Source organism: Pseudomonas sp. TH04, assembly GCF_016651355.1.
GTDB lineage: Bacteria > Pseudomonadota > Gammaproteobacteria > Pseudomonadales > Pseudomonadaceae > Aquipseudomonas > Aquipseudomonas fluorescens.
The window spans coordinates 2174440-2198034 of the sequence record NZ_JAEKEA010000001.1 but is presented as its reverse complement, the minus strand read 5'-3'; the positions used below and the strand labels follow the sequence as shown (position 1 = coordinate 2198034).

Genomic DNA, 23595 nt, shown 5'->3' with positions numbered 1-23595 from the left:
CAGGCGGGAAGCGTTCCCACGCGAGCGTGGGAACGCGTTGTATCAGGTGTATTTGCGCTTGTCCGGCGCAGGCGGGAAGTACTGATACAGCCAGGTTTCACTCAAGGTGCGGTCCTGCGTGCGAATAAACAGGCGCAGTTCCACCGGCTCCACGCTGTCGCTGGTCGGGTACCAGTCGAACAGAATGCGATAGCCCTTGATGTTGTCGAGCACCAGCACGCTGAAGTCTTTCACTTCGCCGTGGGAACAGGTCACCACCGGCTCAATGCCGGTGCCAGCGGGCAGTCGGTCCAGGCCGCCACCTTTGAAATCCACCGCAAACCGGCGTGCCCACACCTCGGGGTAGTGCTCGCCCGGTGCCCAGCCTTCGATAAAACCGCCCATGCCTGAGCGGGTGGCGTCGACTTGCGCCAGCGGGGTACTTACCGGCGGCAGTGCGCTCCAATACAGCTTGTAGCCATAGTTGAGCGAATCGCCCGCGGCCACCGGCTTTTTCGGGGTCCAGAAGGCCACGATGTTGTCCAGGGTTTCGCCGGTGGTGGGGATTTCCAGCAGGTCGATCGAGCCTTCGCCCCAGGCGGTGGTCGGTTCTACCCACAGGCTTGGGCGCTTGCTGTACCAGTCCACGGTGTCCTGGTAGCTGGCGAACTCATGGTCGGTCTGCACCAGGCCGAAGCCTTTTGGGTCGGTGTCGGCGAACGCGTTGAATTGCAACTTTTCCGGGTTGTTCAACGGGCGGCAGATCCATTCGCCGTTGCCGCGCCACATCGCCAGGCGATCCGAATCGTGGATTTGCGGGTGGATGGTGTCGCACATGCGCCGCTCAACGGTGCCGCAGCTGAACATGCTGGTCATTGGCGCGATGCCCAACTGTTCGATGGTGGTGCGCGCATTGATATGCGCGTCGATGGCCATCACCACCTGGTTGGCCTGGCAATCGATATCGAAGCGGTAGGCGCCGGTGGCGCTCGGCGAGTCGAGCAGGGCGTAGACCACAAAGCGCGTGGCGTCCTTGGCCGGGGTTTCGAACCAGAACTGCGTGAAATCGGGGAATTCTTCGCGCTTTTTCGCGTAGGTATCAATCGCCAGGCCGCGCGCCGAAAGGCCGTACTGGCCAGTAGAGTCGACTGCGCGAAAGTAGCTGGCGCCGAGGAATGACAGCACGTCATGGCGATCCAGTTCCGGCGCCTTGAACAGCTTGAAGCCGGAGAAACCCAGGTCGCCGGTCAGCTGCTGGGTGTCGACTGTGGTCTTTTCGTAGTTGAACAGCGACGGGCGGAAATGCACTTCGCGCGCTTCGCGGGTCTTGGGGTCGACGCTGTGCATGCGCACAGGGGTCTTGAAGCCCATGCCGACGTGGAAGAATTGCACGTCGAGTTGGCCGTTCAGCTCCTTCCACAGCGAATGGTTGCCGTCATAGCCAATGGCGTTGAAATTCTGCGGGGTCATGGTCGCCAGCGTCGGCGGCAGCACCTGTTTGGTGTCTTTATACGCGGTGCCGGCGAGCTGCTTGGCCTGGGCTTTAAGCGTTTCAAAATCAAACGCGACGGCCTTGCCATCGGCGGCACGGTTTGCGGCCCAGGCGTGCGCGGAGAGCAGGCCTGTGGCCGACAAACCGGTGTAAGCCGCAATGGCCATGGATGCTTTGAGCAAATTCCTGCGGTGCATAGAGACAACCTGTCGTGAGCAAATCCCGCGCCGTTCCTGGCACGTGCTGGATCAGAAATAACGGTTCGGACATGCCTTCGGCCAAACGCAACGGACTATAAACAGACGCCGGATAGCTTAAGCGGTTCGGTGGGGAAGGAAAATTGCTTGATAGCGCAGTGATAGCTTTGCATATGAAACAAGACGTTTCCGTTACCACGGCGACGGCGTTACATCTGGAAGCACTCTAGATCGTGGCTTTTTGGCACTTAGTTTTACGCTGGGGGCCTACTGGTCCTATGAACCCAAGTGTCTGGAGGCTATGAATGAATACCCGTGGATTGCTCGACCAACTGCTCAAATCAGGCCAGGACATGTTGCAAAACAAGGCCGGCGGCCAGCGCAAGTCGGACGACAAAGGTGCCCTCGGCGGTCTGCTCGGCAGTGGTGGGCTGGGCAGTTTGCTCGGCGGTGCGGGTGGCGGAGCCCTGGCAGCCGGTGCGATGGGGCTGCTGATGGGGAATAAGAAGGCGCGTAAATTTGGTGGCAAGGCCCTGGCCTACGGTGGCCTGGCGGCATTGGGCGTGATTGCCTACAAAGCTTATGGCAATTGGCAGGCGCAGCAGGCCGGCGCGCCTCAAGGCGAACCGCAAACCATCGACCGCCTGCCACCGGCTCAGGTCGAGCAGCACAGCCAGGCCATTCTTAAGGCACTGGTCGCGGCGGCCAAGGCCGACGGGCACGTGGATGAGCGCGAACGCGCACTGATCGAGGGCGAATTCACCAAGCTGGACGACGACCGTGAACTGCAAAGCTGGCTGCATGCCGAGCTGAACAAGCCCTTGGACCCTGCCGATGTGGCGCGTGCGGCGGGCACCCCGGAAATGGCCGCCGAGATGTATGTCGCCAGCGTGATGTTGGTGGACGAGGAAAACTTCATGGAGAAGGCCTATCTGGATGAATTGGCGCGTCAGTTGAAACTCGAGCCCGGCCTGAAGACCGAGCTGGAAAAACAGGTTCGCCAAGCCACCCTCTGACCCACATCCAGCGTGATCCAACACCCCGGTCCAGACAATGGATCGGGGTGTTTTTGCATTCTGTGCGGGCTGCATCAAAACCCATTGATTAATGAGGGCTTGCGCTCAGCTATACTCCCTCCATTTGAATGGCCCTTCGAGGAATTACTGTGAAGAACTGGACCTTGCGCCAACGGATCTTGGCTAGCTTTGCGGTCATTATCGCCATCATGCTGTTAATGGTTGTGGTCTCTTATTCACGGTTGTTGAAGATTGAGTCTGGCGAGACTGCGGTCCGTGATGATGCAGTGCCGGGGGTTTATCTCAGTTCGATGATCCGCAGCGCGTGGGTCGACAGCTACCTGCACACCCTGGCTATGCTCGGTCTGCGTGACGACAAGCGCCTGACCGACGCCGACAAGGCCGACTTCAAAGCCTTCGAAGGGCGCGTCCAGGCACAGATGGCCAACTACCAGCAAACCATCAACGGTCGTGAAGACCAGGCTGAGTTCAACCAATTCGAAGCCCTCCACCAGGCCTACAACAAGAGCCTGGCCACGGTGCTTGAGAGCCTGGCGCGCAATGATCTGGTCGCCGCGCGCAATGAGTTCAATAACAACCTGACGCCGGCATGGACGGCCGGGCGATTGAAGCTCAACGACATCATCACCGAAAACAAAGACGTCGCCGACCGTGCAACCAATGCCATTGATGACGCGGTATCGGCTGCAAAAATCAGCATGTTTGTATCGCTGTTGGTGGCGGTCATCGCCGCCGGCCTGTGTGGCCTGCTGCTGATGCGCGCGATCATGGCGCCGATGCAGCGCATCGTGGCGATCCTGGGCACCATGCGCGACGGTGACCTGAGTAAACGCCTGAACCTGGATCGCAAGGACGAGTTCGGCGCCGTCGAAACCGGCTTCAACGACATGATGACCGAGCTGACGGCCCTGGTGTCCCAGGCCCAGCGTTCGTCGGTACAGGTGACCACTTCGGTCACCGAGATCGCGGCTACGTCCAAGCAGCAACAGGCCACTGCCACCGAAACGGCGGCAACTACCACCGAGATTGGCGCGACTTCACGCGAGATCGCCGCCACGTCCAAGGACTTGGTTCGCACCATGACCGAAGTCTCCACCGCCGCCGACCAGGCATCGGTCGCCGCCGGTTCCGGCCAGCAAGGCCTGGCGCGCATGGAAGAAACCATGCATTCGGTAATGGGCGCCGCCGACCTGGTCAACGCCAAGCTGGCGATCCTCAATGAGAAGGCCGGCAACATCAACCAGGTGGTGGTAACCATCGTCAAGGTGGCCGACCAGACCAACCTGCTGTCGCTCAACGCCGCCATCGAGGCCGAGAAGGCCGGTGAATACGGTCGAGGGTTTGCCGTGGTGGCCACTGAAGTGCGGCGCCTGGCCGACCAGACCGCCGTGGCCACCTATGACATCGAGCAAATGGTGCGCGAGATCCAGTCGGCGGTGTCGGCCGGCGTGATGGGCATGGACAAGTTCTCTGAAGAAGTCCGTCGCGGAATGTTCGAAGTGCAGCAAGTGGGCGAGCAACTGTCGCAGATCATCCATCAGGTACAGGCCCTGGCGCCGCGGGTGTTGATGGTCAACGAAGGCATGCAGGCCCAGGCCACCGGCGCCGAGCAAATCAATCACGCGCTGGTGCAATTGGGCGATGCCAGCAGCCAGACCGTGGAGTCCCTGCGCCAGGCCAGCTTTGCCATTGATGAGCTGAGCCAGGTTGCGGTCGGCCTGCGCAGCGGCGTCTCGCGTTTCAAAGTCTGATGAGCGACCTCGCGGCTAAACGCGGTGCCGTCCCGGCAGCGAAAAAGGCGTTGTTCCTGGTGTTCCACATCGGCGGTGAACGCTACGCGCTGAGGGCCACGGAAGTGGCCGAGGTGCTGCCGCGCCTGCCGCTCAAACCGATTGCCCACGCGCCGCTGTGGGTAGCGGGGATCTTTGCCCACCGGGGTGTGTTGGTGCCTGTTATCGACCTGTGTGCCTTGACCTTCGGTACGCCGGCAAAGGCCCGCACCAGCACGCGCCTGGTGCTGGTCAATTACCAGCCGCAGCCATGGGTGCAGGCGCGCTGGCTGGGGTTGATCCTGGAACAAGCCACCGACACCCTGCGTTGCAGCCTTGAGGAATTCAAGCCGTATGGGCTGGATAATCGCGAAACGCCATACCTGGGGCTGGTGCGTGAAGATGCCTTGGGCTTGATGCAGTGGATTGGTGTCAACGAACTGCTCACTGAGCCTGTGCGCACCTTGCTGTTTTCCGCCGAGCTGAGCCTATGAACCACGACCCGCGGTTCTTTGCCTTCTTGAAGGAACGCATCGGCCTGGATGTCGCTTCGGTGGGTGAGGCGATTATCGAACGCGCGGTGCGTCAACGCAGCCAGGCCGTGCAAGCGTCCACCGCCGAGGCTTATTGGCAGCACCTGCAAAGCTCCCATGATGAGCAGCAGGCGCTGATCGAAGCGGTGATCGTCCCTGAAACCTGGTTTTTCCGTTACCCCGAATCCTTTGCGACCCTGGCCCGCTTGGCCAAGGCACGTCTGGCCGAGATCAAGCACATGCGTGCCCTGCGCATTCTCAGCTTGCCGTGCTCCACCGGTGAAGAGCCGTATTCGATTGCCATGGCCTTACTCGATGCCGGGCTTGCGCCGCACCAATTCAAGGTGCAGGGCATGGATGTCAGCCCGTTGTCGGTGGAGCGTGCCAAACGTGGGGTGTATGGCAAGAATTCCTTTCGCGGCAGCGACATCGAGTTTCGTGAGCGCCATTTCACGGAGCAGGCCGATGGTCATCGCATCGCTGACCGGGTGCGTGAACAAGTACGCCTGCACGTCGGCAACCTGCTGGACCCTGCGCTGCTGGCCCATGAGTCGAGCTACGACTTTGTGTTCTGTCGCAACCTGCTGATCTACTTTGACCAGCCGACCCAGAAGCAAGTGTTCGACGTGCTCAAGGCCCTCACCCATGTCGACGGTGTACTGTTTATCGGCCCGGCCGAAGGCAGTTTGTTGGGGCGTCATGGCATGCGCTCGATTGGCGTACCGCAATCCTTTGCGTTCAGCCGGCATGACGAGCCGGTCAAGCCGGAGCCGGTTTTTATCCCCATGCCTGCGCCGGTGCCACAGCGCAGCGCGGCGCCGATGCCGCTCAAGCCGCGGCCGTTCAGCACCGTGAGTGCCCAGGTGGTGCCCATCAAGGCGCCGCACACCGATACCGGCGACTTGCTGAGTCGGATCGCGACCCTGGCCAACGAAGGTAAAAGCGTTGAGGCCCGCGCCGCCTGTGAACAGTATTTGAGTAACCATCCGCCTGCCGCCCAAGTGTTTTACTGGCTGGGGCTGCTCAGCGATGTGGCCGGCAGCGCCCTGGAAGCCCAGGGTTATTATCGGAAAGCCTTGTACCTGGAACCGCAGCACCCGCAGGCCCTGATGCACCTGGCCGCGTTGCTCGAATCCCAGGGCGACCGTGCGGGGGCGCGCCGATTGCAGGCGCGTGCCGCCCGTAGCGAGCGAGCTGACAGTGAGTCCAAACGATGAGTAGCCCTGACGCACTCAATACCGCAGGCCTGGACCTGACCCTGGCCGACACTCAAGCCATTGATGATTGCTGGAACCGTATCGGCATCCATGGCGACAAGTCCTGCCCTTTGCTGCCCGAGCACATTCACTGCCGCAACTGCTCGGTGTATTCCGCCGCCGCCACGCGCTTGCTCGATCGTTACGCTTTGCAGCAAGACGACCAACGCCCGCAGGCGGCCGCTGAAGTCGAGAGTGACGTCGTCACTCGATCGCTGTTGATGTTCCGTCTTGGCGAAGAATGGCTGGGCATTGCAACCCGTTGCCTGGTGGAGGTGGCGCCGCTGCAACCGATTCATTCGCTGCCGCATCAGCGTTCCCGCGCACTGCTCGGTGTGGCCAATGTGCGCGGCGCGCTGGTGGCGTGTTTATCGCTGGTCGAGTTGCTGGGGCTGGACCCCGCCAACCCTGGCGCGACGGGCGGGCGTGTGATGCCGCGCATGTTGATTATTGCCGCGCAGGACGGCCCGGTGGTGGTGCCGGTGGATGAGGTCGACGGCATTCATGCCATCGACGAACGCACCTTGAAGGCGGCGTCGGCCTCCGGCACCCAGGCCAGTGCGCGTTTTACCCAAGGTGTGTTGCAGTGGAAAGGCCGCAGCCTGCGGTGGCTGGATGAGGCGCAATTGCTGTCTGCCGTGACCCGGAGCCTTACATGACCCCCGACCAGATGCGTGACGCCTCGCTGCTGGAGCTGTTCAGCCTGGAAGCCGATGCGCAGACCCAGGTATTGAGCGCCGGCCTGTTGGCTCTGGAGCGCAACCCGACCCAGGCCGACCAGCTTGAAGCCTGCATGCGCGCCGCGCACTCGCTCAAGGGCGCGGCGCGGATTGTCGGGGTGGACGCCGGCGTCAGCGTGGCTCACGTCATGGAGGATTGCCTGGTCAGCGCCCAGGAAAACCGCCTGTACCTGCAACCCGAGCACATCGACGCCTTGCTGCAAGGCACCGACCTGCTGATGCGTATCGCCACGCCCGGCAACGACGTGGGCTCGGCGGATATCGACGCCTATGTGGCCCTGATGGAACGCCTGCTCGACCCGTCGCAGCCGACCGTCAGGGTTGAGCCGGCGCCAGCGCCCACGCCCGCTCCGGCGCCTGTGATCGAGGAACTGTCACCGGAGCCCGAGCCTGCGCCCGCGGTGATGCCTTCAGCGCCGCGCCAGAACAAACCCATGACCGAAGGCGGCGAGCGCGTGCTGCGGGTGACCGCCGAGCGCTTGAACAGCCTGCTGGATCTGTCCAGCAAATCGCTGGTGGAAACCCAGCGCCTCAAGCCTTACCTGGCCAGCATGCAGCGCCTCAAACGCATTCAAAGCAACAGTGCGCGCGCCTTGGAAACGCTGGATGGGCAACTTAGGGCGCTGGATTTGAGCCTTGAAGCGCAGGAGGCCCTGGCCGACACCCGCCGTCTTTTAAGCGAAGCCCAGGCCTTGCTGGCGGAAAAAACCGCCGAGCTGGATGAGTTCGGCTGGCAGGCCGGGCAGCGTGCCCAGGTGCTTTACGACACGGCGTTGGCCTGCCGCATGCGGCCGTTTGCCGATGTCCTCGCCGGGCAGGTGCGCATGGTCCGCGACCTTGGCCGCAGCCTGGGCAAGCAGGTGCGCCTGGAGATCGAGGGTGAAAAGACCCAGGTCGACCGCGACGTGCTGGAAAAACTCGAAGCGCCGCTCACCCACTTGCTGCGCAATGCCGTCGACCACGGTATCGAAATGCCCGAGCAGCGCATGCTCGCCGGCAAACCTGCTGAAGGCTTGATCCGCCTGCGCGCCTCCCACCAGGCCGGCCTGCTGGTGCTGGAACTGAGTGACGACGGCAATGGTGTTGACCTGGAGCGCCTACGCGGCACCATCGTCGACCGGCACCTGTCACCCCTGGAAACCGCCCAGCGCTTGAGCGAAGAAGAACTGCTGACGTTCCTGTTCCTGCCGGGTTTCAGCCTGCGCGACAAGGTTACCGAAGTGTCCGGGCGTGGCGTCGGCCTCGACGCGGTGCAGCATATGGTTCGCCAACTGCGCGGCGCGGTGGTGCTGGAGCAGACGGCGGGGCAGGGCAGTCGCTTCCATCTGGAGGTGCCCTTGACCCTGTCGGTGGTGCGCAGCCTTGTGGTGGAAGTCGGCGAAGAGGCCTACGCATTCCCATTGGCCCACATCGAGCGTATGTGCGACCTGGCACCCGACGACATCGTGCAATTGGAAGGCCGTCAGCATTTCTGGCACGAAGGCCGGCATGTCGGCCTGGTTGCCGCCAGCCAGTTGTTGCAGCGCCCCCCGGGGCAGAGTAATGAAGAAACCTTGAAGGTGGTGGTGATCCGCGAGCGCGATGCGGTGTATGGCATTGCGGTGGAGCGCTTTGTCGGCGAGCGCACCCTGGTGGTGTTGCCGCTGGATGATCGCCTGGGCAAAGTCCAGGACATCTCCGCCGGGGCCTTGCTGGATGACGGCTCGGTGGTATTGATCGTCGACGTCGAAGACATGCTGCGGTCGGTGGATAAATTGCTCAACACCGGCCGCCTGGAGCGCATCGCCCGGCGCAGCCAGCAGGCTACCGAAGCGCCGCGTAAGCGGGTGCTGGTGGTGGATGACTCGCTCACCGTGCGAGAGCTGCAGCGCAAATTGTTACTTAATCGTGGTTATGAAGTGGCCGTAGCGGTGGATGGCATGGACGGTTGGAATGCGCTGCGCTCCGAAGACTTCGACTTGTTGATCACTGACATTGATATGCCTCGAATGGACGGTATTGAATTGGTCACACTCTTGCGCCGTGATACTCGCCTGCAATCGTTGCCGGTGATGGTGGTCTCGTATAAGGATCGCGAAGAAGACCGGCGTCGTGGGCTGGACGCCGGTGCCGACTATTATCTGGCTAAAGCCAGTTTCCATGATGACGCCTTGCTGGACGCCGTGGTCGAACTGATTGGAGGCGCCCGGGCATGAGAATCGCGATCGTCAATGACATGCCCCTGGCGGTGGAAGCCTTGCGGCGCGCCTTGAGTTATGAACCCGCGCACGAAGTGGTGTGGGTGGCCAACAATGGCCTTGAAGCGGTACAGCGCTGCGCCGAACTGACGCCGGACATGATCCTGATGGACTTGATCATGCCGGTGATGGACGGCGTGGAAGCCACCCGGCAGATCATGGCCGAGACCCCGTGCCCGATCCTGATCGTCACCGTGGACCGTCAGGCCAATGTCAGTCGGGTGTTTGAAGCCATGGGCCACGGCGCCCTGGACGTGGTGGATACACCGGCGCTGGGCGTGGGCAACCCCAAGGATGCGGCGGCACCGTTACTGCGCAAGATCCTCAACATTGGCTGGCTGATCGGCCAGCGCGGCACCCGCGTACGCGCCGAAACCGCGCCCCCGCGCACCACCGGCAAGCGCCAGCGCCTGGTGGCGATCGGGTCGTCGGCGGGCGGGCCGGCCGCCCTGGAAATCCTCCTCAAGGGTTTGCCGCGAGACTTTCCTGCGGCCATTGTGCTGGTGCAGCATGTGGACCAGGTGTTTGCCGCCGGCATGGCCGAGTGGCTGAGCAGCGCCTCTGGCCTGCCGGTGCGCCTTGCCCGTGAAGGTGAGCCGCCACAGGCGGGTACGGTGTTGCTGGCCGGCACCAACCACCATATTCGCCTGTTGAAAAATGGCACGCTAGCCTATACCGCAGAGCCGGTGAACGAGATTTACCGGCCGTCCATCGACGTGTTTTTCGAGAGCGTCGCCAGCTACTGGAACGGCGATGCCGTCGGCGTATTGCTCACCGGCATGGGGCGCGACGGCGCCCAGGGCCTCAAGTTGTTGCGTGAACAAGGATATTTGACCATCGCCCAGGATCAGCAAAGCTCGGCGGTGTATGGCATGCCCAAAGCGGCGGCGGCGATTGATGCTGCTGTTGAAATTCGCCCACTGGATAGAATTGCGCCCCGATTGCTGGAGGTATTTGCAAAATGATCCGTACCTCCCGCTGCTGGCTTGCAGGTAGTAATTCAGGTGACTGCACATGAGTGATTTACAGATCGACGACATCAAGACCGACGAAAACGCAGCCATGGTGTTGCTGGTCGACGACCAGGCCATGATCGGCGAGGCCGTGCGGCGTGGGCTGGCCCATGAAGAGAACATCGACTTTCACTTTTGCGCCGATCCGCACCAGGCGATTGCCCAAGCAATCCGTATCAAGCCCACCGTCATCCTGCAAGACTTGGTCATGCCGGGCCTCGACGGCCTGACGCTGGTGCGCGAATACCGCAACCACCCGGCCACGGCGAACATCCCGATCATCGTGCTCTCGACCAAGGAAGACCCGCTGATCAAAAGCGCGGCGTTCTCGGCCGGGGCCAATGATTATTTGGTCAAGCTGCCGGATAACATCGAGCTGGTGGCGCGCATTCGCTATCACTCGCGTTCGTATATGACGCTGTTGCAGCGGGATGCGGCCTACCGCGCGCTGCGGGTCAGCCAGCAACAGCTGCTGGATACCAATCTGGTGCTGCAACGGTTGATGAACTCCGACGGCCTGACCGGGCTGTCCAACCGCCGCCACTTTGACGAATACCTGGAGCTGGAATGGCGCCGTGCCATGCGTGACCAGACGCAGCTGTCGCTGTTGATGATCGACGTCGACTTCTTCAAGACCTACAACGACAGCTTTGGCCATGTCGAGGGTGACGAAGCCCTGCGTAAAGTCGCCGCTGCCATCCGCGAAGCCAGCAGCCGTCCTTCCGACCTGCCGGCGCGTTACGGCGGTGAAGAGTTTGCGCTGGTGCTGCCGAACACCTCGCCGGGTGGTGCGCGCCTGGTGGCGGAAAAGCTGCGCATGGCCGTTGCCGCGCTGAAAATCCCGCATATCGCACCGGCTGAAGGCTCGAGCCTGACCATCAGCATCGGCCTGTCGACCATGACCCCGCAGCAGAGCAGCGACTGTCGGCTGCTGATCATGGCGGCCGACAAGGGGCTGTATATGGCCAAGAACAATGGCCGTAATCAGGTGGGGATCGAATAATTCGCTACAGCGCTGATCCCTTGTGGGAGCGGGCTTGCTCGCGAATGCGGTATGTCAGGTAATGAATCAGTGACTGACCCACCGCATTCGCGAGCAAGCCCGCTCCCACATTTGGATCTTGATTGTTCTTGAGATCGCCTGCAAACCCGCCTTTTCGCCAAGCGGGCTGCCGTTCGCGTGTGTTTGTCGTTATACTCGTCGGCTTTCAAAAGTTCGCCAACGAGTGCTGCCCGCCATGGAAATCAACCCGATCCTTAACACCATCAAGGACCTGTCCGAGCGCTCCGAAACTATTCGGGGGTATCTTTGACTACGATCAAAAGCATGAGCGTCTGACCGAAGTCAATCGCGAGCTTGAAGATCCGGCTGTCTGGAACAAACCTGAATACGCCCAGGAACTGGGCCGCGAGCGCGCTGCGCTGGCGCAGATCGTCGACACCCTCGACGAATTGAACACCGGTCTGGGCGATTGCCGCGACCTGCTGGACATGGCCGTTGAAGAAAACGACGAAGGCGCAGTGGGCGATGTCGTCGCCGAGCTGGCCCGTCTCGAGGAAAACCTCGCCAAGCTTGAATTCCGCCGCATGTTCAGCCACGAAATGGACCCGAACAACGCCTACCTGGACATCCAGGCCGGTTCCGGCGGCACCGAGGCCCAGGACTGGGCCAACATCCTGTTGCGCATGTACCTGCGTTGGGCTGACAAGCGCGGTTTCGACGCCACCATCATGGAACTGTCGGCCGGTGAAGTCGCCGGTATCAAGGGCGCGACCGTGCACATCAAGGGTGAATACGCCTTTGGCTGGCTGCGTACCGAGATTGGTGTGCATCGCCTGGTGCGCAAGAGCCCGTTCGACTCCGGCAACCGTCGCCACACGTCGTTCTCCGCGGTGTTCGTCTCCCCAGAGATCGACGACAAAGTGGAAATCGAGATCAACCCGGCCGACCTGCGAATCGACACCTACCGCTCCTCCGGTGCCGGTGGTCAGCACGTAAACACCACCGACTCGGCCGTACGTATTACCCACGTACCGACCAACACCGTGGTCAGCTGCCAGAACGAACGTTCCCAGCACGCGAACAAGGACACCGCCATGAAAATGCTGCGGGCCAAGTTGTACGAGCAGGAAATGCAGAAGCGCAACGCGGCTTCGCAGGCCTTGGAAGACACCAAGTCGGATATCGGCTGGGGTCACCAGATCCGTTCTTATGTGCTCGATGCGTCGCGGATCAAGGATCTGCGCACTAACATCGAACGCAGCGACTGCGACAAGGTGCTCGACGGTGATATCGACGAATACCTGGAAGCCAGCCTGAAATCGGGCCTGTAAAAAGACTGTAGGAGCCGGGCGGACGTCTAGTCCTTGCCCGGCGATCCCCTGCCGAAGGCTGGGGAAAACGTACCTGTGATGGAATTTCAAAAGACATGAGCGACCAACAACTCGACCCGCAAGCCCTGCAACAGGAAGAAAACTCCCTGATCGCCCTGCGCAAGGAAAAGCTTGCTGCCGAGCGCGCCAAGGGCAATGCCTTCCCGAACGACTTCCGCCGCGAAAACTACTGCGATGCCTTGCAGAAACAGTACGCGGACAAGACCAAGGAAGAGCTGGCAGAGGCTGCAATCCCGGTCAAGGTGGCAGGTCGCATCATGCTCAACCGTGGCTCGTTCATGGTGATCCAGGACATGACCGGGCGCATTCAGGTTTACGTCAACCGTAAAACTCTGCCCGAAGAAACCCTGGCCTCGGTGAAAACCTGGGACATGGGCGACATCATTGCCGCCGAAGGTACGCTGGCGCGTTCCGGCAAGGGCGACCTGTACGTTGAAATGACGAACGTGCGCCTGCTGACCAAATCCCTGCGCCCGCTGCCGGACAAGCACCACGGCCTGACCGACACCGAACAGCGCTATCGCCAGCGCTACGTTGACCTGATCGTCAACGAAGACGTGCGTCAGACCTTCCGCGTGCGTTCCCAGGTTATCGCGCACATCCGCAGCTTCCTGATGAAGCGTGACTTCCTGGAAGTGGAAACGCCGATGCTGCAAACCATCCCCGGTGGTGCCGCAGCCAAGCCGTTCGAAACGCATCACAACGCGCTGGACCTGGAAATGTTCCTGCGTATCGCGCCTGAGCTGTACCTCAAGCGCCTGGTGGTTGGCGGTTTCGAAAAAGTCTTCGAGATCAACCGTAACTTCCGTAACGAAGGCGTCTCGACCCGTCACAACCCTGAATTCACCATGTTGGAGTTCTACCAGGCGTACGCCGACTACGAAGACAACATGGACCTGACCGAAGAACTGTTCCGCGAACTGGCGCAGCTGGTACTGGGCAGCACCGACGTGCCTTACGGCGACAAGGTGTTCCACTTCGGCGAGCCGTTTGTGCGCCTCTCGGTGTTCGACTCGATCCTCAAGTACAACCCCGAGTTGACCGCTGACGACCTGACCGACATCGACAAGGCTCGCGCCATCGCCAAGAAAGCCGGCGCCAAGGTGCTCGGCTTTGAAGGCCTGGGCAAACTGCAGGTGATGATTTTCGAGGAGCTGGTGGAGCACAAGCTGGAGCAGCCGCACTTCATTACCCAGTACCCGTTCGAAGTGTCGCCGCTGGCCCGTCGCAACGATGACAACCCGAACGTCACCGACCGTTTCGAGCTGTTCATCGGCGGCCGTGAAATCGCCAACGCCTACTCCGAGCTTAATGACGCGGAAGACCAGGCTGAACGCTTCATGGCGCAGGTGGCCGACAAGGACGCCGGCGACGACGAAGCCATGCATTACGACGCCGACTTCGTCCGCGCGCTGGAATACGGCATGCCGCCGACTGCCGGTGAAGGCATCGGTATCGACCGGTTGGTGATGTTGTTGACCAACTCGCCGTCGATCCGCGACGTGATCTTGTTCCCGCACATGCGGCCACAAGCGTAACCGTAGCGAAATTCGAAGCCGCCTTTTATAAGGCGGCTTTTTTATGGGGTGTATTTAGCCGTCAAGAGAACGGCGCCAGGTGATCGTTCCCACGGCGATTGGTTTGCGTGGGAATGCAGCCCGTGACGCTCCGCGTCACCTTTTAAAGGAAGATCTGTGGTGAACCGCGTAATGGCTCAAGAAGGCGCCGCCGGCATTGCTGCTGCCGTGGCTGAAAGCGTCCAATACCAGGGCCGCAAGGCCAGTCGCCGGGGCAGCGAGCAACGCAGGCAAGACATTCTCGATGCGGCCATGCGCATTGTCGTGCGCGATGGTGTACGGGCCGTGCGCCATCGCGCGGTGGCGGCGGAAGCCGGTGTGCCATTGTCGGCCACCACCTACTATTTCAAGGACATCGATGACTTGCTCACCGATACCTTCGCCCAATACGTCGAGCGCAGCGCGGCCTTCATGGGCAAATTGTGGGTGCGCAACGAAGGCCTGCTGCGCGAGATGGTCGCCTATGGCGATGGCAGCCAGGCATCACGCTCGCAACTGGCGGATGACATCGCAAAGCTGACCGCCGATTACGTCATGCGCCAACTGACCAACCGCCGTGAGCACTTGATGGCTGAACAGGCCTTTCGCCAGGAGGCCTTGCTCAACCCGCGTCTGGCGGAACTGGTGCGTTCCCATCAGCAAATTCTGTTGCAGGGCACCGGGCAGTTTTTCCAGGTATTGGGTTCCCGCGAGCCGCAACAGGATGCCAAAGTGTTGACGGCGATAATCGGTCGGATGGAATATCAGGGCCTGCTTGGCGGCCCAGAGCCTCTGACCGGTGAAGAGATGCTTGAGATTCTCAAGCGTTACATGCATTTGGTGTTGGCCTCGGTCTAGCTGAATGCGGGATCTGCTTTATGTGGGAGCTGGCTCGCCTGCGATAGCATCACCTCGAATCACCTGACGCACCGAGGTGCCTGTATCGCAGGAAAACCAGCGCCCACACAGGATGGGGTGCTCAATGAAAGCCTGGCGTGTCGCAGTCATCACCTTGTCGTTCCTGTTACTCAGCGGGTGCCTGGTGACGTTCAAGGACCCGCTGCCGGCCAAAGAAGCCGCACCGGATGCCTTGCTCGGCCGCTGGTCGAGTAAAAATGCCTGGGGCGAGCCGCTCAACCTGCAGATTACCCGCGTCGGTGAGCACCGTTACAAAGCGGTGAGCTACCCTAAAGCCAAGCCGGGCCAGCGCGATGAATACCTGTTCACGGTCTCTCGCCATGGCAACCGCTGGTACCTGTCGGCGCCATTACCGGACACATTCGGCGGGCATTTCTTCCTGGCGGGTTTCGACTTTGAGGGCGAGCGCGACAAAAAGCATGAATTGGTGGTCTACAACCTCGACCTTGAGCAAATCCATCAAGCCATCGGCCAACAGGCGCTGCATGGCAGCAGCGTGGACACCGTCGAGGGCGCCGGCGTGTTGGTGGACAGCCCGATGGACCAGGTGTTTGCCTACCTGGATGACCCGGCCAATGCCGATGTGTTCGTTGAAGCCGTGCGCTACCAGCGTGCGGGCAAATAACGTTTAAAGAGGAAGCACCGGGTGGACGATTACCAGCAGACGATACGCACCTTGTCCGATCGCATAGTGCTGGCGCAAACACCGATTCGCGTGCTCGACGCCGTGAAGTGGGACGAGAACATTCGCCAGGGATTCCTCAAGGCCAAGGGCAAGGCGATGCCCGCCGTGGACCGCGACTATTACCTGAACCGGCCGCTGTCGTTCGACTCCAGTGCGGTGAAGCTGGAGTTCCAGAACATCGAGCGCGACATTACCCGACGTCTCGGCCAGTTCAGCCCGGTGGGGCAGATCATGCGTCGCATGTGCCGCGAATACCGCATGGTGGTGCGTATGCTGGAAGCCCGTGGCACCGAGGACTTCGGCCTGATCTCCCAGGAACTCTACGGCGCCGCCTCCGATGCTTTCCACGCCGGCGATCCGACCCTGGCGGACCTGGGCTTGATGCTCTCCGACTACCTCAACAACATCGACGGCCGTGGCGACCTCAAGGACGAAGCCAAGACCCTTACCGCCAAAGATGCCGTGGCGCTGTTGCAAACCCGCCTCAACAAGGTGTTTGGCGAAGCGGAAGAAACCATTCGCGTGTTCGAGTCTGACGGGATCGTCGCCGACGCGGCGGCGGGCGCCGACTACATCAAGATCCGCGCCGACGCGATGTTCAACGAGCGTGATGTACGCGCACTGGAAGTGCACGAAGGCCTGGTGCACGTCGGCACCACGCTCAATGGCCAGAATCAGCCGATCTGCACCTTCCTGTCCAAGGGGCCGCCGTCGTCCACGGTGACCCAGGAAGGCCTGGCGATTCTGATGGAAATCATTACCTTTGCGTCCTACCCCAGCCGCCTGCGCAAACTGACTAACCGCACCCGCGCCATCCACATGGTGGAGGAGGGCGCCGACTTCCTGCAGGTGTTCGAGTTCTTCCGCGAGCAAGGCTTTGAAATGGCCGAAAGCTACGGCAACGCCAGCCGGGTGTTCCGTGGCTCGACGCCCACGGGCCTGCCGTTTACCAAGGATTTGTCCTATCTCAAGGGCTTCATCATGGTCTACAACTACATTCAGCTGGCCGTGCGCAAAGGCAAGCTGGAACAAGTGCCGCTGTTGTTCTGCGGCAAGACCACCCTGGAAGACATGCGTACCTTGCGCCAACTGGTCGATGAAGGCCTCGTGGTGCCGCCCAAGTACCTGCCCGAGCAGTTTCGCGACATGAACGCACTGGCGGCGTGGATGTGTTTCTCCAACTTCCTCAACCACTTGAGCCTGGACCGGATCGAGGCGGATTACTCGAATATCCTTTAGGCAATTTAACTGACGAAACCGATTAAAAAATGTGGGCGCGGGCTTGCTCGCGAAAGCGGTGCATCAGCCACACATGTATCGACTGACACGCCGCCTTCGCGAGCAAGCCCGCTCCCACATTTGGATCTCCACAAGGCTGCAGATCGCGGCCAAATCGCGAGGCTTCAACGGATGAGAATCCTCGGCATTCTTTGCCTGCTACTCACATTGAACGGCTGCAGTTCGCTGCTGTTCTACCCTGAACCCGGGCTGCCGTTCACGCCGGAAAAAGCCCACCTGCAATACCGCGATGTCACGTTGACCACCGCCGACGGCGTCAAGCTGCATGCCTGGTGGCTGCCGGCCAAACCCGGGGTGCCCGTCAAAGGCACGGTGCTGCACCTGCACGGCAACGGCGGCAACCTCGCCTGGCACTTGGGCGGCAGTTGGTGGTTGCCGGAGCAGGGCTACCAAGTGCTGCTGCTGGACTATCGCGGTTATGGGCTGTCGCAAGGCAAGCCGTCGTTGCCAGCGGTTTACCAAGACATCGATGCTGCCTTTAAGTGGATCGACAAGGCGCCCGAAACCCAGGGCCAGCCGCTGGTGGTGTTGGGCCAAAGCCTGGGTGGTGCGCTGGCGGTGCATTACCTGGCGGCGCACCCGGAACGTCAGCCACAACTGAAGGCGCTGGTGCTGGATGGCGTGCCTGCCAGTTATCGTGACGTAGGACAATTCGCGCTCAGCACGTCCTGGTTAACATGGCCGTTTCAGGTGCCGCTGTCCTGGCTGGTGCCGGACGCTGACAGTGCGATCAACGCCATGCCCCGACTGACCGGTGTGCCGAAGCTGCTGTTCCATAGCCTGGATGATCCGATTGTGCCGGTGGCTAACGGTATTCGCCTGTATCAGGCCGCGCCGCCGCCGAGGGTGTTGCAGTTGACCCGTGGCGGCCATGTGCAGACCTTTGCCGACAAGACCTGGCAAACCGTGATGCTGCGTTACCTGGACGACCCGCAGCACTTCAACGGCCTGCGCCGCCTGGGTGAAATTCCGAATTACCCTGTTCCTAAAGTTGATTCATCAGAGAGCCCGCAATGAGCGAAGAACGCAATATGATCCCGCTGATCCTCACCGGTATCGGCACCATCATCGGTACCGTCGGTTGCCTGTGGTTCTATGGCTACCTGCACTTCGCCAAGCCGGAAGATGCATTGCTGCTCAGCGACTTCACGATGCTCAAGACCGTACCGGGCGAGGACTATAAAATTTCCCTGACCCCGGCCGCACAAATCGCGCAATGCGTTGATGGCGTATTGGTGATGTTCGATACCGAGCAGAAAGGCTTGAGTGGCGTGCTGGTCAACAACAAGAAGCAAGCGGTGCGTTGCATGGGGCAGGAAACCCCGCAACTGCAGGAATAGCCCGATCACCGAAATATCTGGAACCGTCTTGCGTAACACGCCACAGAGGGCGATGTAACTTACGCAAACGGGGCGGGGAAGGTGGTCATAAATATTGGCGCAATACGCAACATGCTGGACATGGCCAGAGGGCATGAGTCGCTGACGCGGCAGGATGCGCAAGCTGAGGGGCTAAGGCAGCTGATGGAGCGGCTGTCGGACAACACCGATGAGCGCAAAAAGGTCATGCATGCGGACGAGCCGGAGCGTCCCATTACCTTCGGATAGCCGAAAAAAAACCCACCGTAAGGTGGGTTTTTTTATCCAGCTTCAGTCAATCAGTTCGCCATCGACGAACGTGGCTTCACTGGCTGGTTGTCGTTGGAGATGGTCACTTCAACGCGGCGGTTCATGGCACGGCCCGAGACGCTGCCGTTGTCGGCAACCGGGTATTCCTTGCCGTAACCCTGGGTCACGATGCGCGAGATATCCACGCCCTGTTGAGCCAGTGCACGCTGTACGGACGCCGCACGACGTTCGGACAGGCTCTGGTTGTACGAGTCGGAACCGGTGCTGTCGGTGTAGCCTTCGACGATCACTTTACGGTCCGGGTTATCACGCAGGAACTGCGCCAGCTTGGTGATGTTCACCAGGCCGCTGGATTTCAGGTCGGACTTGTTGGTGGCGAACAGCACGTCACCGAAGGTCACCAGGGTGCCGCGATCAGTCTGCTTGGCGTTCAAGCTGTCTTGCAGTTGCTTGATCTGCGCATCACGGGCTTGCAGCAGGGCGCGGGCACGTTCGTCGCCGGCGTTTTTCAGCTGGGCTTCGGATTGGCGCAGGGCGATGGTGTCTTTCGCCACTTCAACGCGCTGGTTGGTCAGGTAGGCCAGTTGGTCGACTTTCTTCTGGTCTTCCTTGTCACGGTAGGCCTTGTCAGCCTTGTCCAGCCAATCCTGGGCGTCCTTGGTTTCCAGCGCCGCTACCTTGGTGGCATTCGGGTTGGCTTGCAGGGCCGAGAAGTTGGTCCGTGCGTTTTCCAGGTTCGCGTTCGGCGGGGTGGAGCAGGCCGCCAGAGCAACGCTCATCGCCAGCAGGGCAGGGATCATCAGTTGTTTACGCATAGTCGTGTCGTCCTTTCAATTCGATATCGGGTGCACTGCAATCAGTGGCGGCGGCTTATTGCTGTTTGATAACAGCCGGGCGCATGCCTTCCTGACGCAGCTCCTGAACAGCTTTCTGGGAGTCCTTCACAGCCTGGTCAGCCTTGGCCGCCTGGGCTTTGCGCTCAGCGACGCGGGCATCCCATTCGGCTTGTTCGGCCAGCTGACGCGCCTTGTCGTAGTTCTTGTCGTGCATCGCGATTTCAGCTTCTTTGAGCTTGTCCTGAGCCGACTTCATTTCCACAGCGGCGTACTCGGTACCCCCGGCGCTGACGGCGCTGTTCACCGCAGATTGGGTCACGGCGTATTGCTCGGTCGGTGGGTTACCGGCGCAGCCCGCCAGTACGAAGCTGGTGCCGATTGCCAGCGCGGCCAATTTGAGCCCGCGCAGGTGGTTAAACGAGGATTTGGCAGTGCTGGTCTTCATCGTCTTCAACTCCATTGGATTACTCCTCAAAAACATCAAAATCCATTTCGTTGGTCTGCGGTCGCGGCCCCGGCGGTAAAGCGCGTGGTGCCTTTTCAAACGGCCGTTCCAACTGATGGCTTACTGGCTGTGACCTGATGCTTTTTTCAAAAGTTCAGAGAAGATGGCGATTTGCCTAAAAAAATATCTGACTGTTTGGTCAGCGTTTAAAAGTTTGAACTTTTGCTTTGCGCAAAGGTACGCCGAGCCTGCGCGAGGCCCGGAATACCTGGGGTTGGAAGGGGTTTAACGGAGGGTAATCAGTGCTTCTGTTCGTCGGTACCGGCTGATAAATCATGCAGATAGCGCCGCGACAGGGTGAGAAAACGCGGAGTAGGGCCGACGTCTTCGTACAGCGGGTCCCCCTCTTCATCGGTGGCGATCACGTGCTGACCCTTGATGTAGGGAAAGCTGGCTTCCAGCTCTTCAAGGGCGGCGCCGATCAGCTCACCGAGCAGTTCTTCGGGGTGGCGCTTGGGGTACATCTCGGCGATCGCGGCCAGCCGTGCGGCGGACTCCATGTCCAGATGGATCGCATACTCGGTTTTGGTCAGGCGACCCTTGGCGGTCTCTTCCCAATGCTGGGCCAGTTCTCGAATTTTCATGGCAACCTCAATAAGCCCGCGATGGCAGGCGGTGATGAGTGTCCAGCCGCCTGCGTGGATAAACGCGACGACTCACTGTTGAGACTAGCTGTAACCGGCAAGGTTTAAAGTGTCTTGTCAGAAACCGATGCGAGCGGCACTCTGGAAGGCCTGCGCGTCCCGGATTTCTGGCTGGAGATTGGCTGATGAGTGATATCGATGCACGCTTGCGTGAGGATGTTCACCTGCTGGGTGAGCTGTTGGGCAACACCATTCGAGAGCAATACGGCGATGATTTTCTCGACAAGATCGAGCAGATCCGCAAAGGCGCCAAGGCCGACCGCCGAGGTGGCGTAGCCGAGCAAACCGCCGGCGAGGAACTCAGCGCCAGCTTGAACCAATTGCAGGAAAGCGAACTGTTGCCTGTGGCACGAGCCTTTAACCAGTTCCTCAACCTGGCCAACATCGCCGAGCAGTATCAATTGATCCACCGGCGCGATGAGTCGCAACCGGCACCGTTCGAATCCCGCGTATTGCCGGAACTGCTGGCCCGCTTGCAAAGCGAAGGTCATAGCAACGAATCCCTGGCCCGCCAGTTGGCGCGGTTGGAGATTGAATTGGTGCTGACCGCCCACCCGACTGAAGTGGCGCGCCGCACCCTGATCCAGAAATACGATGCGATCGCCGCGCAACTGGCGCTGCAGGATCACCGCGACCTCACCACGGCCGAGCGCGAGCAGATCCGCGAACGTTTGCAGCGGTTGATCGCCGAAGCCTGGCACACCGAAGAAATCCGCCGCGTGCGGCCCACCCCGGTGGATGAAGCCAAGTGGGGCTTTGCAGTCATTGAGCATTCGTTGTGGCAGGCCATCCCCAATTACTTGCGCAAGGCTGACCACGCCTTGCACGCGGCCACTGGCCTGCACCTGCCACTGGAGGCCGCACCGATTCGGTTTGCCTCGTGGATGGGCGGCGACCGTGATGGCAACCCGAATGTCACCGCGCCGGTCACCCGCGAAGTGCTGTTGCTGGCGCGCTGGATGGCGGCGGATTTGTATTTGCGTGATATCGACCACTTGGCGTCCGAGTTGTCGATGCAACAGGCCAGCCCGGCGTTGCACGCCAAGGTCGGCGACAGCGTCGAGCCGTATCGCGCCTTGCTCAAGCAATTGCGTGAGCGCCTGCGTGCCACGCGGCAATGGGCGCACACCGCGTTGAGCGCCAACACCCCGGCGCCCGTTGAGGTCTTGCAGAACAACCGCGACCTGCTGGACCCGCTGGAGCTGTGCTACCAGTCGCTTCACGAGTGCGGCATGGGCGTGATCGCCGATGGCCCGCTGCTCGATTGCCTGCGCCGTGCGGTGACCTTCGGCTTGTTCCTGGTGCGGCTGGATGTGCGCCAGGATTCCAGTCGCCATTCGGCGGCCATGACTGAAATCACCGATTACCTGGGCCTGGGTCGCTACGAAGACTGGGATGAAGAGGCGCGTATCAGCTTCCTGACCAAAGAGCTGACCAACCGTCGACCGTTGCTTCCGGGTTATTTCAAACCGTCGGCGGACACCGCCGAGGTGTTGAATACCTGCAAGGAAATTGCCGCCGCACCGGCCGCGTCGCTCGGCTCGTACGTGATTTCGATGGCGGGCGCCGCGTCGGACGTGCTGGCCGTGCAATTGCTGCTTAAAGAGTCGGGCGTGCAACGACCGATGCGCGTGGTCCCGCTGTTCGAAACCCTGGCCGACCTGGATAACGCTGGGCCGGTGATGGAGCGGCTGCTGCAATTGCCGGGCTACCGCGCGCGCTTGCAAGGCCCGCAGGAAGTGATGATCGGTTACTCGGACTCCGCCAAGGACGCCGGCACCACAGCGGCCGCCTGGGCGCAGTACCGGGCGCAGGAACGGTTGGTGGATATCTGCCGCGAGCAGCAGGTGGAACTGCTGTTGTTCCACGGTCGTGGCGGCACCGTTGGGCGTGGCGGTGGTCCGGCACACGCGGCGATCCTGTCGCAACCGCCCGGCTCGGTGGCGGGGCGTTTCCGCACCACCGAACAAGGCGAAATGATCCGCTTCAAGTTCGGCTTGCCGGACATTGCCGAGCAGAACCTCAACCTCTATCTGGCCGCAGTGCTGGAAGCCACGCTGTTGCCACCGCCGCCGCCCGAGCCGGCCTGGCGCCATTTGATGGACGAATTGGCAGCAGACGGTGTCAGCGCTTACCGCGCCGTCGTGCGAGAAAATCCCCAGTTCGTCGAGTACTTCCGCCAGTCCACGCCGGAGCAGGAACTGGGCCGCTTACCCTTGGGCAGTCGCCCGGCCAAGCGGCGTGCGGGCGGTATCGAAAGCCTGCGGGCGATCCCGTGGATTTTCGGCTGGACCCAAACCCGCCTGATGCTACCTGCCTGGCTCGGCTGGGAAGCGGCCTTAAGCAAGGCGCTGGAGCGCGGCGAAGGCGAGTTGCTGGGGCAGATGCGTGAGCAATGGCCGTTCTTTCGCACCCGCATCGATATGCTGGAAATGGTGCTGGCCAAGGCCGATGCCGATATAGCGCGTTTATATGACGAGCGTCTGGTGCAGCCTGACCTTCTGCCATTGGGTGCGCACTTACGCGACCTATTGTCGCAGGCGTGCAGCGTGGTCCTTGGCCTGACTGGCCAGTCGCAACTGCTGGCCCACAGCCCAGACACCCTGGAGTTTATCCGTTTACGTAACACCTACCTCGACCCGCTGCACCTGTTGCAGGCCGAGTTGCTGGCGCGCTCGCGTCGGCAGGAGGCAGCGCAGGACAGCCCTCTGGAACAGGCGCTGCTGGTGTCCGTGGCCGGTATTGCCGCCGGTTTGCGCAACACCGGATAAGGTTTCTTGCGTGTTCTCAACGACTTGCAGATAAACAATGACGGCCGCCCTGAAAGGGGCGGTCGGCGTTTGCGCGGCCGGGTTGCACCCAGGCACACCCGGCCTA

The 23595-nt window shown here is 61.1% G+C and carries 20 protein-coding genes; 16 read left to right on the top strand and 4 right to left on the bottom strand.

The features are described from left to right. Positions 1–42: 42 nt before the first annotated feature. Positions 43–1668: a glucan biosynthesis protein D gene (locus JFT85_RS09860; protein WP_053254689.1), complete on the bottom strand. Its 1626-nt coding sequence runs from the start codon at positions 1666–1668 to the stop codon at positions 43–45. Between the two features lie 305 nt (positions 1669–1973). On the opposite strand from JFT85_RS09860, the gene JFT85_RS09855 reads away from it, so the two are divergent. From JFT85_RS09855 to JFT85_RS09785, 15 genes are all read left to right on the top strand, one after another. Then, a complete protein-coding gene (locus JFT85_RS09855) occupies positions 1974–2684 on the top strand; it encodes a tellurite resistance TerB family protein (protein ID WP_053254690.1) in 711 nt (236 codons plus the stop codon). Between the two features lie 149 nt (positions 2685–2833). Then, the gene (locus JFT85_RS09850) at positions 2834–4456 is read left to right on the top strand and encodes a methyl-accepting chemotaxis protein (protein ID WP_201229780.1); all 1623 of its coding nucleotides are present in this window, start codon (positions 2834–2836) and stop codon (positions 4454–4456) included. After that, positions 4456–4968: a chemotaxis protein CheW gene (locus tag JFT85_RS09845; protein WP_069552187.1), complete on the top strand. Its 513-nt coding sequence runs from the start codon at positions 4456–4458 to the stop codon at positions 4966–4968. Before JFT85_RS09850 ends, JFT85_RS09845 begins: the two co-directional genes overlap by 1 nt. After that, entirely contained in the window at positions 4965–6224 is a 1260-nt protein-coding gene (locus JFT85_RS09840) for a CheR family methyltransferase (protein WP_069552188.1), read from the top strand. The genes JFT85_RS09845 and JFT85_RS09840 overlap by 4 nt, the downstream gene beginning before the upstream one ends. Continuing rightward, positions 6221–6922: a chemotaxis protein CheW gene (locus tag JFT85_RS09835; RefSeq protein WP_053254694.1), complete on the top strand. Its 702-nt coding sequence runs from the start codon at positions 6221–6223 to the stop codon at positions 6920–6922. The genes JFT85_RS09840 and JFT85_RS09835 overlap by 4 nt, the downstream gene beginning before the upstream one ends. Beyond that, complete coding sequence (locus tag JFT85_RS09830; protein ID WP_053254695.1) at positions 6919–9198, top strand: hybrid sensor histidine kinase/response regulator; 2280 nt, start codon at positions 6919–6921, stop codon at positions 9196–9198. The genes JFT85_RS09835 and JFT85_RS09830 overlap by 4 nt, the downstream gene beginning before the upstream one ends. Further along, positions 9195–10205: a chemotaxis response regulator protein-glutamate methylesterase gene (gene cheB / locus JFT85_RS09825; RefSeq protein WP_078827824.1), complete on the top strand. Its 1011-nt coding sequence runs from the start codon at positions 9195–9197 to the stop codon at positions 10203–10205. Before JFT85_RS09830 ends, cheB begins: the two co-directional genes overlap by 4 nt. A gap of 49 nt (positions 10206–10254) precedes the next feature. Beyond that, positions 10255–11256, top strand: coding sequence for a diguanylate cyclase (locus tag JFT85_RS09820; protein WP_053254697.1), 1002 nt, complete (start codon positions 10255–10257; stop codon positions 11254–11256). Positions 11257–11491: 235 nt separating this feature from the next. Then, positions 11492–12587, top strand: a protein-coding gene (gene prfB / locus JFT85_RS09815; RefSeq protein WP_096236834.1) for a peptide chain release factor 2 whose coding sequence is annotated in 2 segments (ribosomal slippage) — positions 11492–11563 and positions 11565–12587 — 1095 coding nt in all. Because the reading frame shifts where the segments join, the coding sequence is not laid out codon by codon here. Positions 12588–12682: 95 nt separating this feature from the next. Beyond that, positions 12683–14185 (top strand): lysine--tRNA ligase, encoded by a 1503-nt coding sequence (lysS, locus tag JFT85_RS09810; protein ID WP_053254698.1) that lies wholly within the window; start codon positions 12683–12685, stop codon positions 14183–14185. A gap of 159 nt (positions 14186–14344) precedes the next feature. After that, the gene (locus JFT85_RS09805; protein ID WP_169875936.1) at positions 14345–15061 is read left to right on the top strand and encodes a TetR/AcrR family transcriptional regulator; all 717 of its coding nucleotides are present in this window, start codon (positions 14345–14347) and stop codon (positions 15059–15061) included. A 124-nt stretch (positions 15062–15185) separates the two neighbouring features. After that, the gene (locus JFT85_RS09800; protein WP_053254700.1) at positions 15186–15746 is read left to right on the top strand and encodes a hypothetical protein; all 561 of its coding nucleotides are present in this window, start codon (positions 15186–15188) and stop codon (positions 15744–15746) included. A gap of 21 nt (positions 15747–15767) precedes the next feature. Next, a complete protein-coding gene (locus JFT85_RS09795; protein ID WP_053254701.1) occupies positions 15768–17045 on the top strand; it encodes a flavohemoglobin expression-modulating QEGLA motif protein in 1278 nt (425 codons plus the stop codon). A gap of 171 nt (positions 17046–17216) precedes the next feature. Then, on the top strand, positions 17217–18122 hold the full coding sequence (locus JFT85_RS09790) for an alpha/beta hydrolase (protein ID WP_053254702.1): 906 nt from the start codon (positions 17217–17219) through the stop codon (positions 18120–18122). After that, entirely contained in the window at positions 18119–18445 is a 327-nt protein-coding gene (locus JFT85_RS09785) for a hypothetical protein (RefSeq protein WP_053254703.1), read from the top strand. The genes JFT85_RS09790 and JFT85_RS09785 overlap by 4 nt, the downstream gene beginning before the upstream one ends. A 317-nt stretch (positions 18446–18762) precedes the next feature. On the opposite strand, the gene JFT85_RS09780 is transcribed toward JFT85_RS09785, so the two are convergent. The 3 genes from JFT85_RS09780 to JFT85_RS09770 form a co-directional block, all read right to left on the bottom strand. Continuing rightward, positions 18763–19548 (bottom strand): OmpA family protein, encoded by a 786-nt coding sequence (locus tag JFT85_RS09780; RefSeq protein ID WP_053254704.1) that lies wholly within the window; start codon positions 19546–19548, stop codon positions 18763–18765. Positions 19549–19603: 55 nt separating this feature from the next. After that, the gene (locus JFT85_RS09775) at positions 19604–20029 is read right to left on the bottom strand and encodes a DUF4398 domain-containing protein (protein ID WP_064451039.1); all 426 of its coding nucleotides are present in this window, start codon (positions 20027–20029) and stop codon (positions 19604–19606) included. A 284-nt stretch (positions 20030–20313) separates the two neighbouring features. Continuing rightward, positions 20314–20658 (bottom strand): hypothetical protein, encoded by a 345-nt coding sequence (locus JFT85_RS09770; RefSeq protein ID WP_053254706.1) that lies wholly within the window; start codon positions 20656–20658, stop codon positions 20314–20316. Between the two features lie 185 nt (positions 20659–20843). Here JFT85_RS09770 and ppc point away from each other — a divergent pair, with 185 nt between their 5' ends. Continuing rightward, positions 20844–23489: a phosphoenolpyruvate carboxylase gene (gene ppc / locus JFT85_RS09765; protein WP_073637223.1), complete on the top strand. Its 2646-nt coding sequence runs from the start codon at positions 20844–20846 to the stop codon at positions 23487–23489. The last annotated feature ends 106 nt before the right edge of the window (positions 23490–23595 follow it).

What these genes read in the sequence shown, in the direction of transcription:
- JFT85_RS09860 (WP_053254689.1), bottom strand. Translation starts at nt 1,668, where the DNA reads ATGCACCGCAGGAATTTGCTCAAAGCATCCATGGCCATTGCGGCTTAC.
- JFT85_RS09855 (WP_053254690.1), top strand. Translation starts at nt 1,974, where the DNA reads ATGAATACCCGTGGATTGCTCGACCAACTGCTCAAATCAGGCCAGGAC.
- JFT85_RS09845 (WP_069552187.1), top strand. Translation starts at nt 4,456, where the DNA reads ATGAGCGACCTCGCGGCTAAACGCGGTGCCGTCCCGGCAGCGAAAAAG.
- JFT85_RS09840 (WP_069552188.1), top strand. Translation starts at nt 4,965, where the DNA reads ATGAACCACGACCCGCGGTTCTTTGCCTTCTTGAAGGAACGCATCGGC.
- JFT85_RS09835 (WP_053254694.1), top strand. Translation starts at nt 6,221, where the DNA reads ATGAGTAGCCCTGACGCACTCAATACCGCAGGCCTGGACCTGACCCTG.
- JFT85_RS09830 (WP_053254695.1), top strand. Translation starts at nt 6,919, where the DNA reads ATGACCCCCGACCAGATGCGTGACGCCTCGCTGCTGGAGCTGTTCAGC.
- cheB (WP_078827824.1), top strand. Translation starts at nt 9,195, where the DNA reads ATGAGAATCGCGATCGTCAATGACATGCCCCTGGCGGTGGAAGCCTTG.
- JFT85_RS09820 (WP_053254697.1), top strand. Translation starts at nt 10,255, where the DNA reads ATGAGTGATTTACAGATCGACGACATCAAGACCGACGAAAACGCAGCC.
- lysS (WP_053254698.1), top strand. Translation starts at nt 12,683, where the DNA reads ATGAGCGACCAACAACTCGACCCGCAAGCCCTGCAACAGGAAGAAAAC.
- JFT85_RS09800 (WP_053254700.1), top strand. Translation starts at nt 15,186, where the DNA reads ATGAAAGCCTGGCGTGTCGCAGTCATCACCTTGTCGTTCCTGTTACTC.
- JFT85_RS09790 (WP_053254702.1), top strand. Translation starts at nt 17,217, where the DNA reads ATGAGAATCCTCGGCATTCTTTGCCTGCTACTCACATTGAACGGCTGC.
- JFT85_RS09785 (WP_053254703.1), top strand. Translation starts at nt 18,119, where the DNA reads ATGAGCGAAGAACGCAATATGATCCCGCTGATCCTCACCGGTATCGGC.
- JFT85_RS09780 (WP_053254704.1), bottom strand. Translation starts at nt 19,548, where the DNA reads ATGCGTAAACAACTGATGATCCCTGCCCTGCTGGCGATGAGCGTTGCT.
- JFT85_RS09775 (WP_064451039.1), bottom strand. Translation starts at nt 20,029, where the DNA reads ATGGAGTTGAAGACGATGAAGACCAGCACTGCCAAATCCTCGTTTAAC.
- JFT85_RS09770 (WP_053254706.1), bottom strand. Translation starts at nt 20,658, where the DNA reads ATGAAAATTCGAGAACTGGCCCAGCATTGGGAAGAGACCGCCAAGGGT.
- ppc (WP_073637223.1), top strand. Translation starts at nt 20,844, where the DNA reads ATGAGTGATATCGATGCACGCTTGCGTGAGGATGTTCACCTGCTGGGT.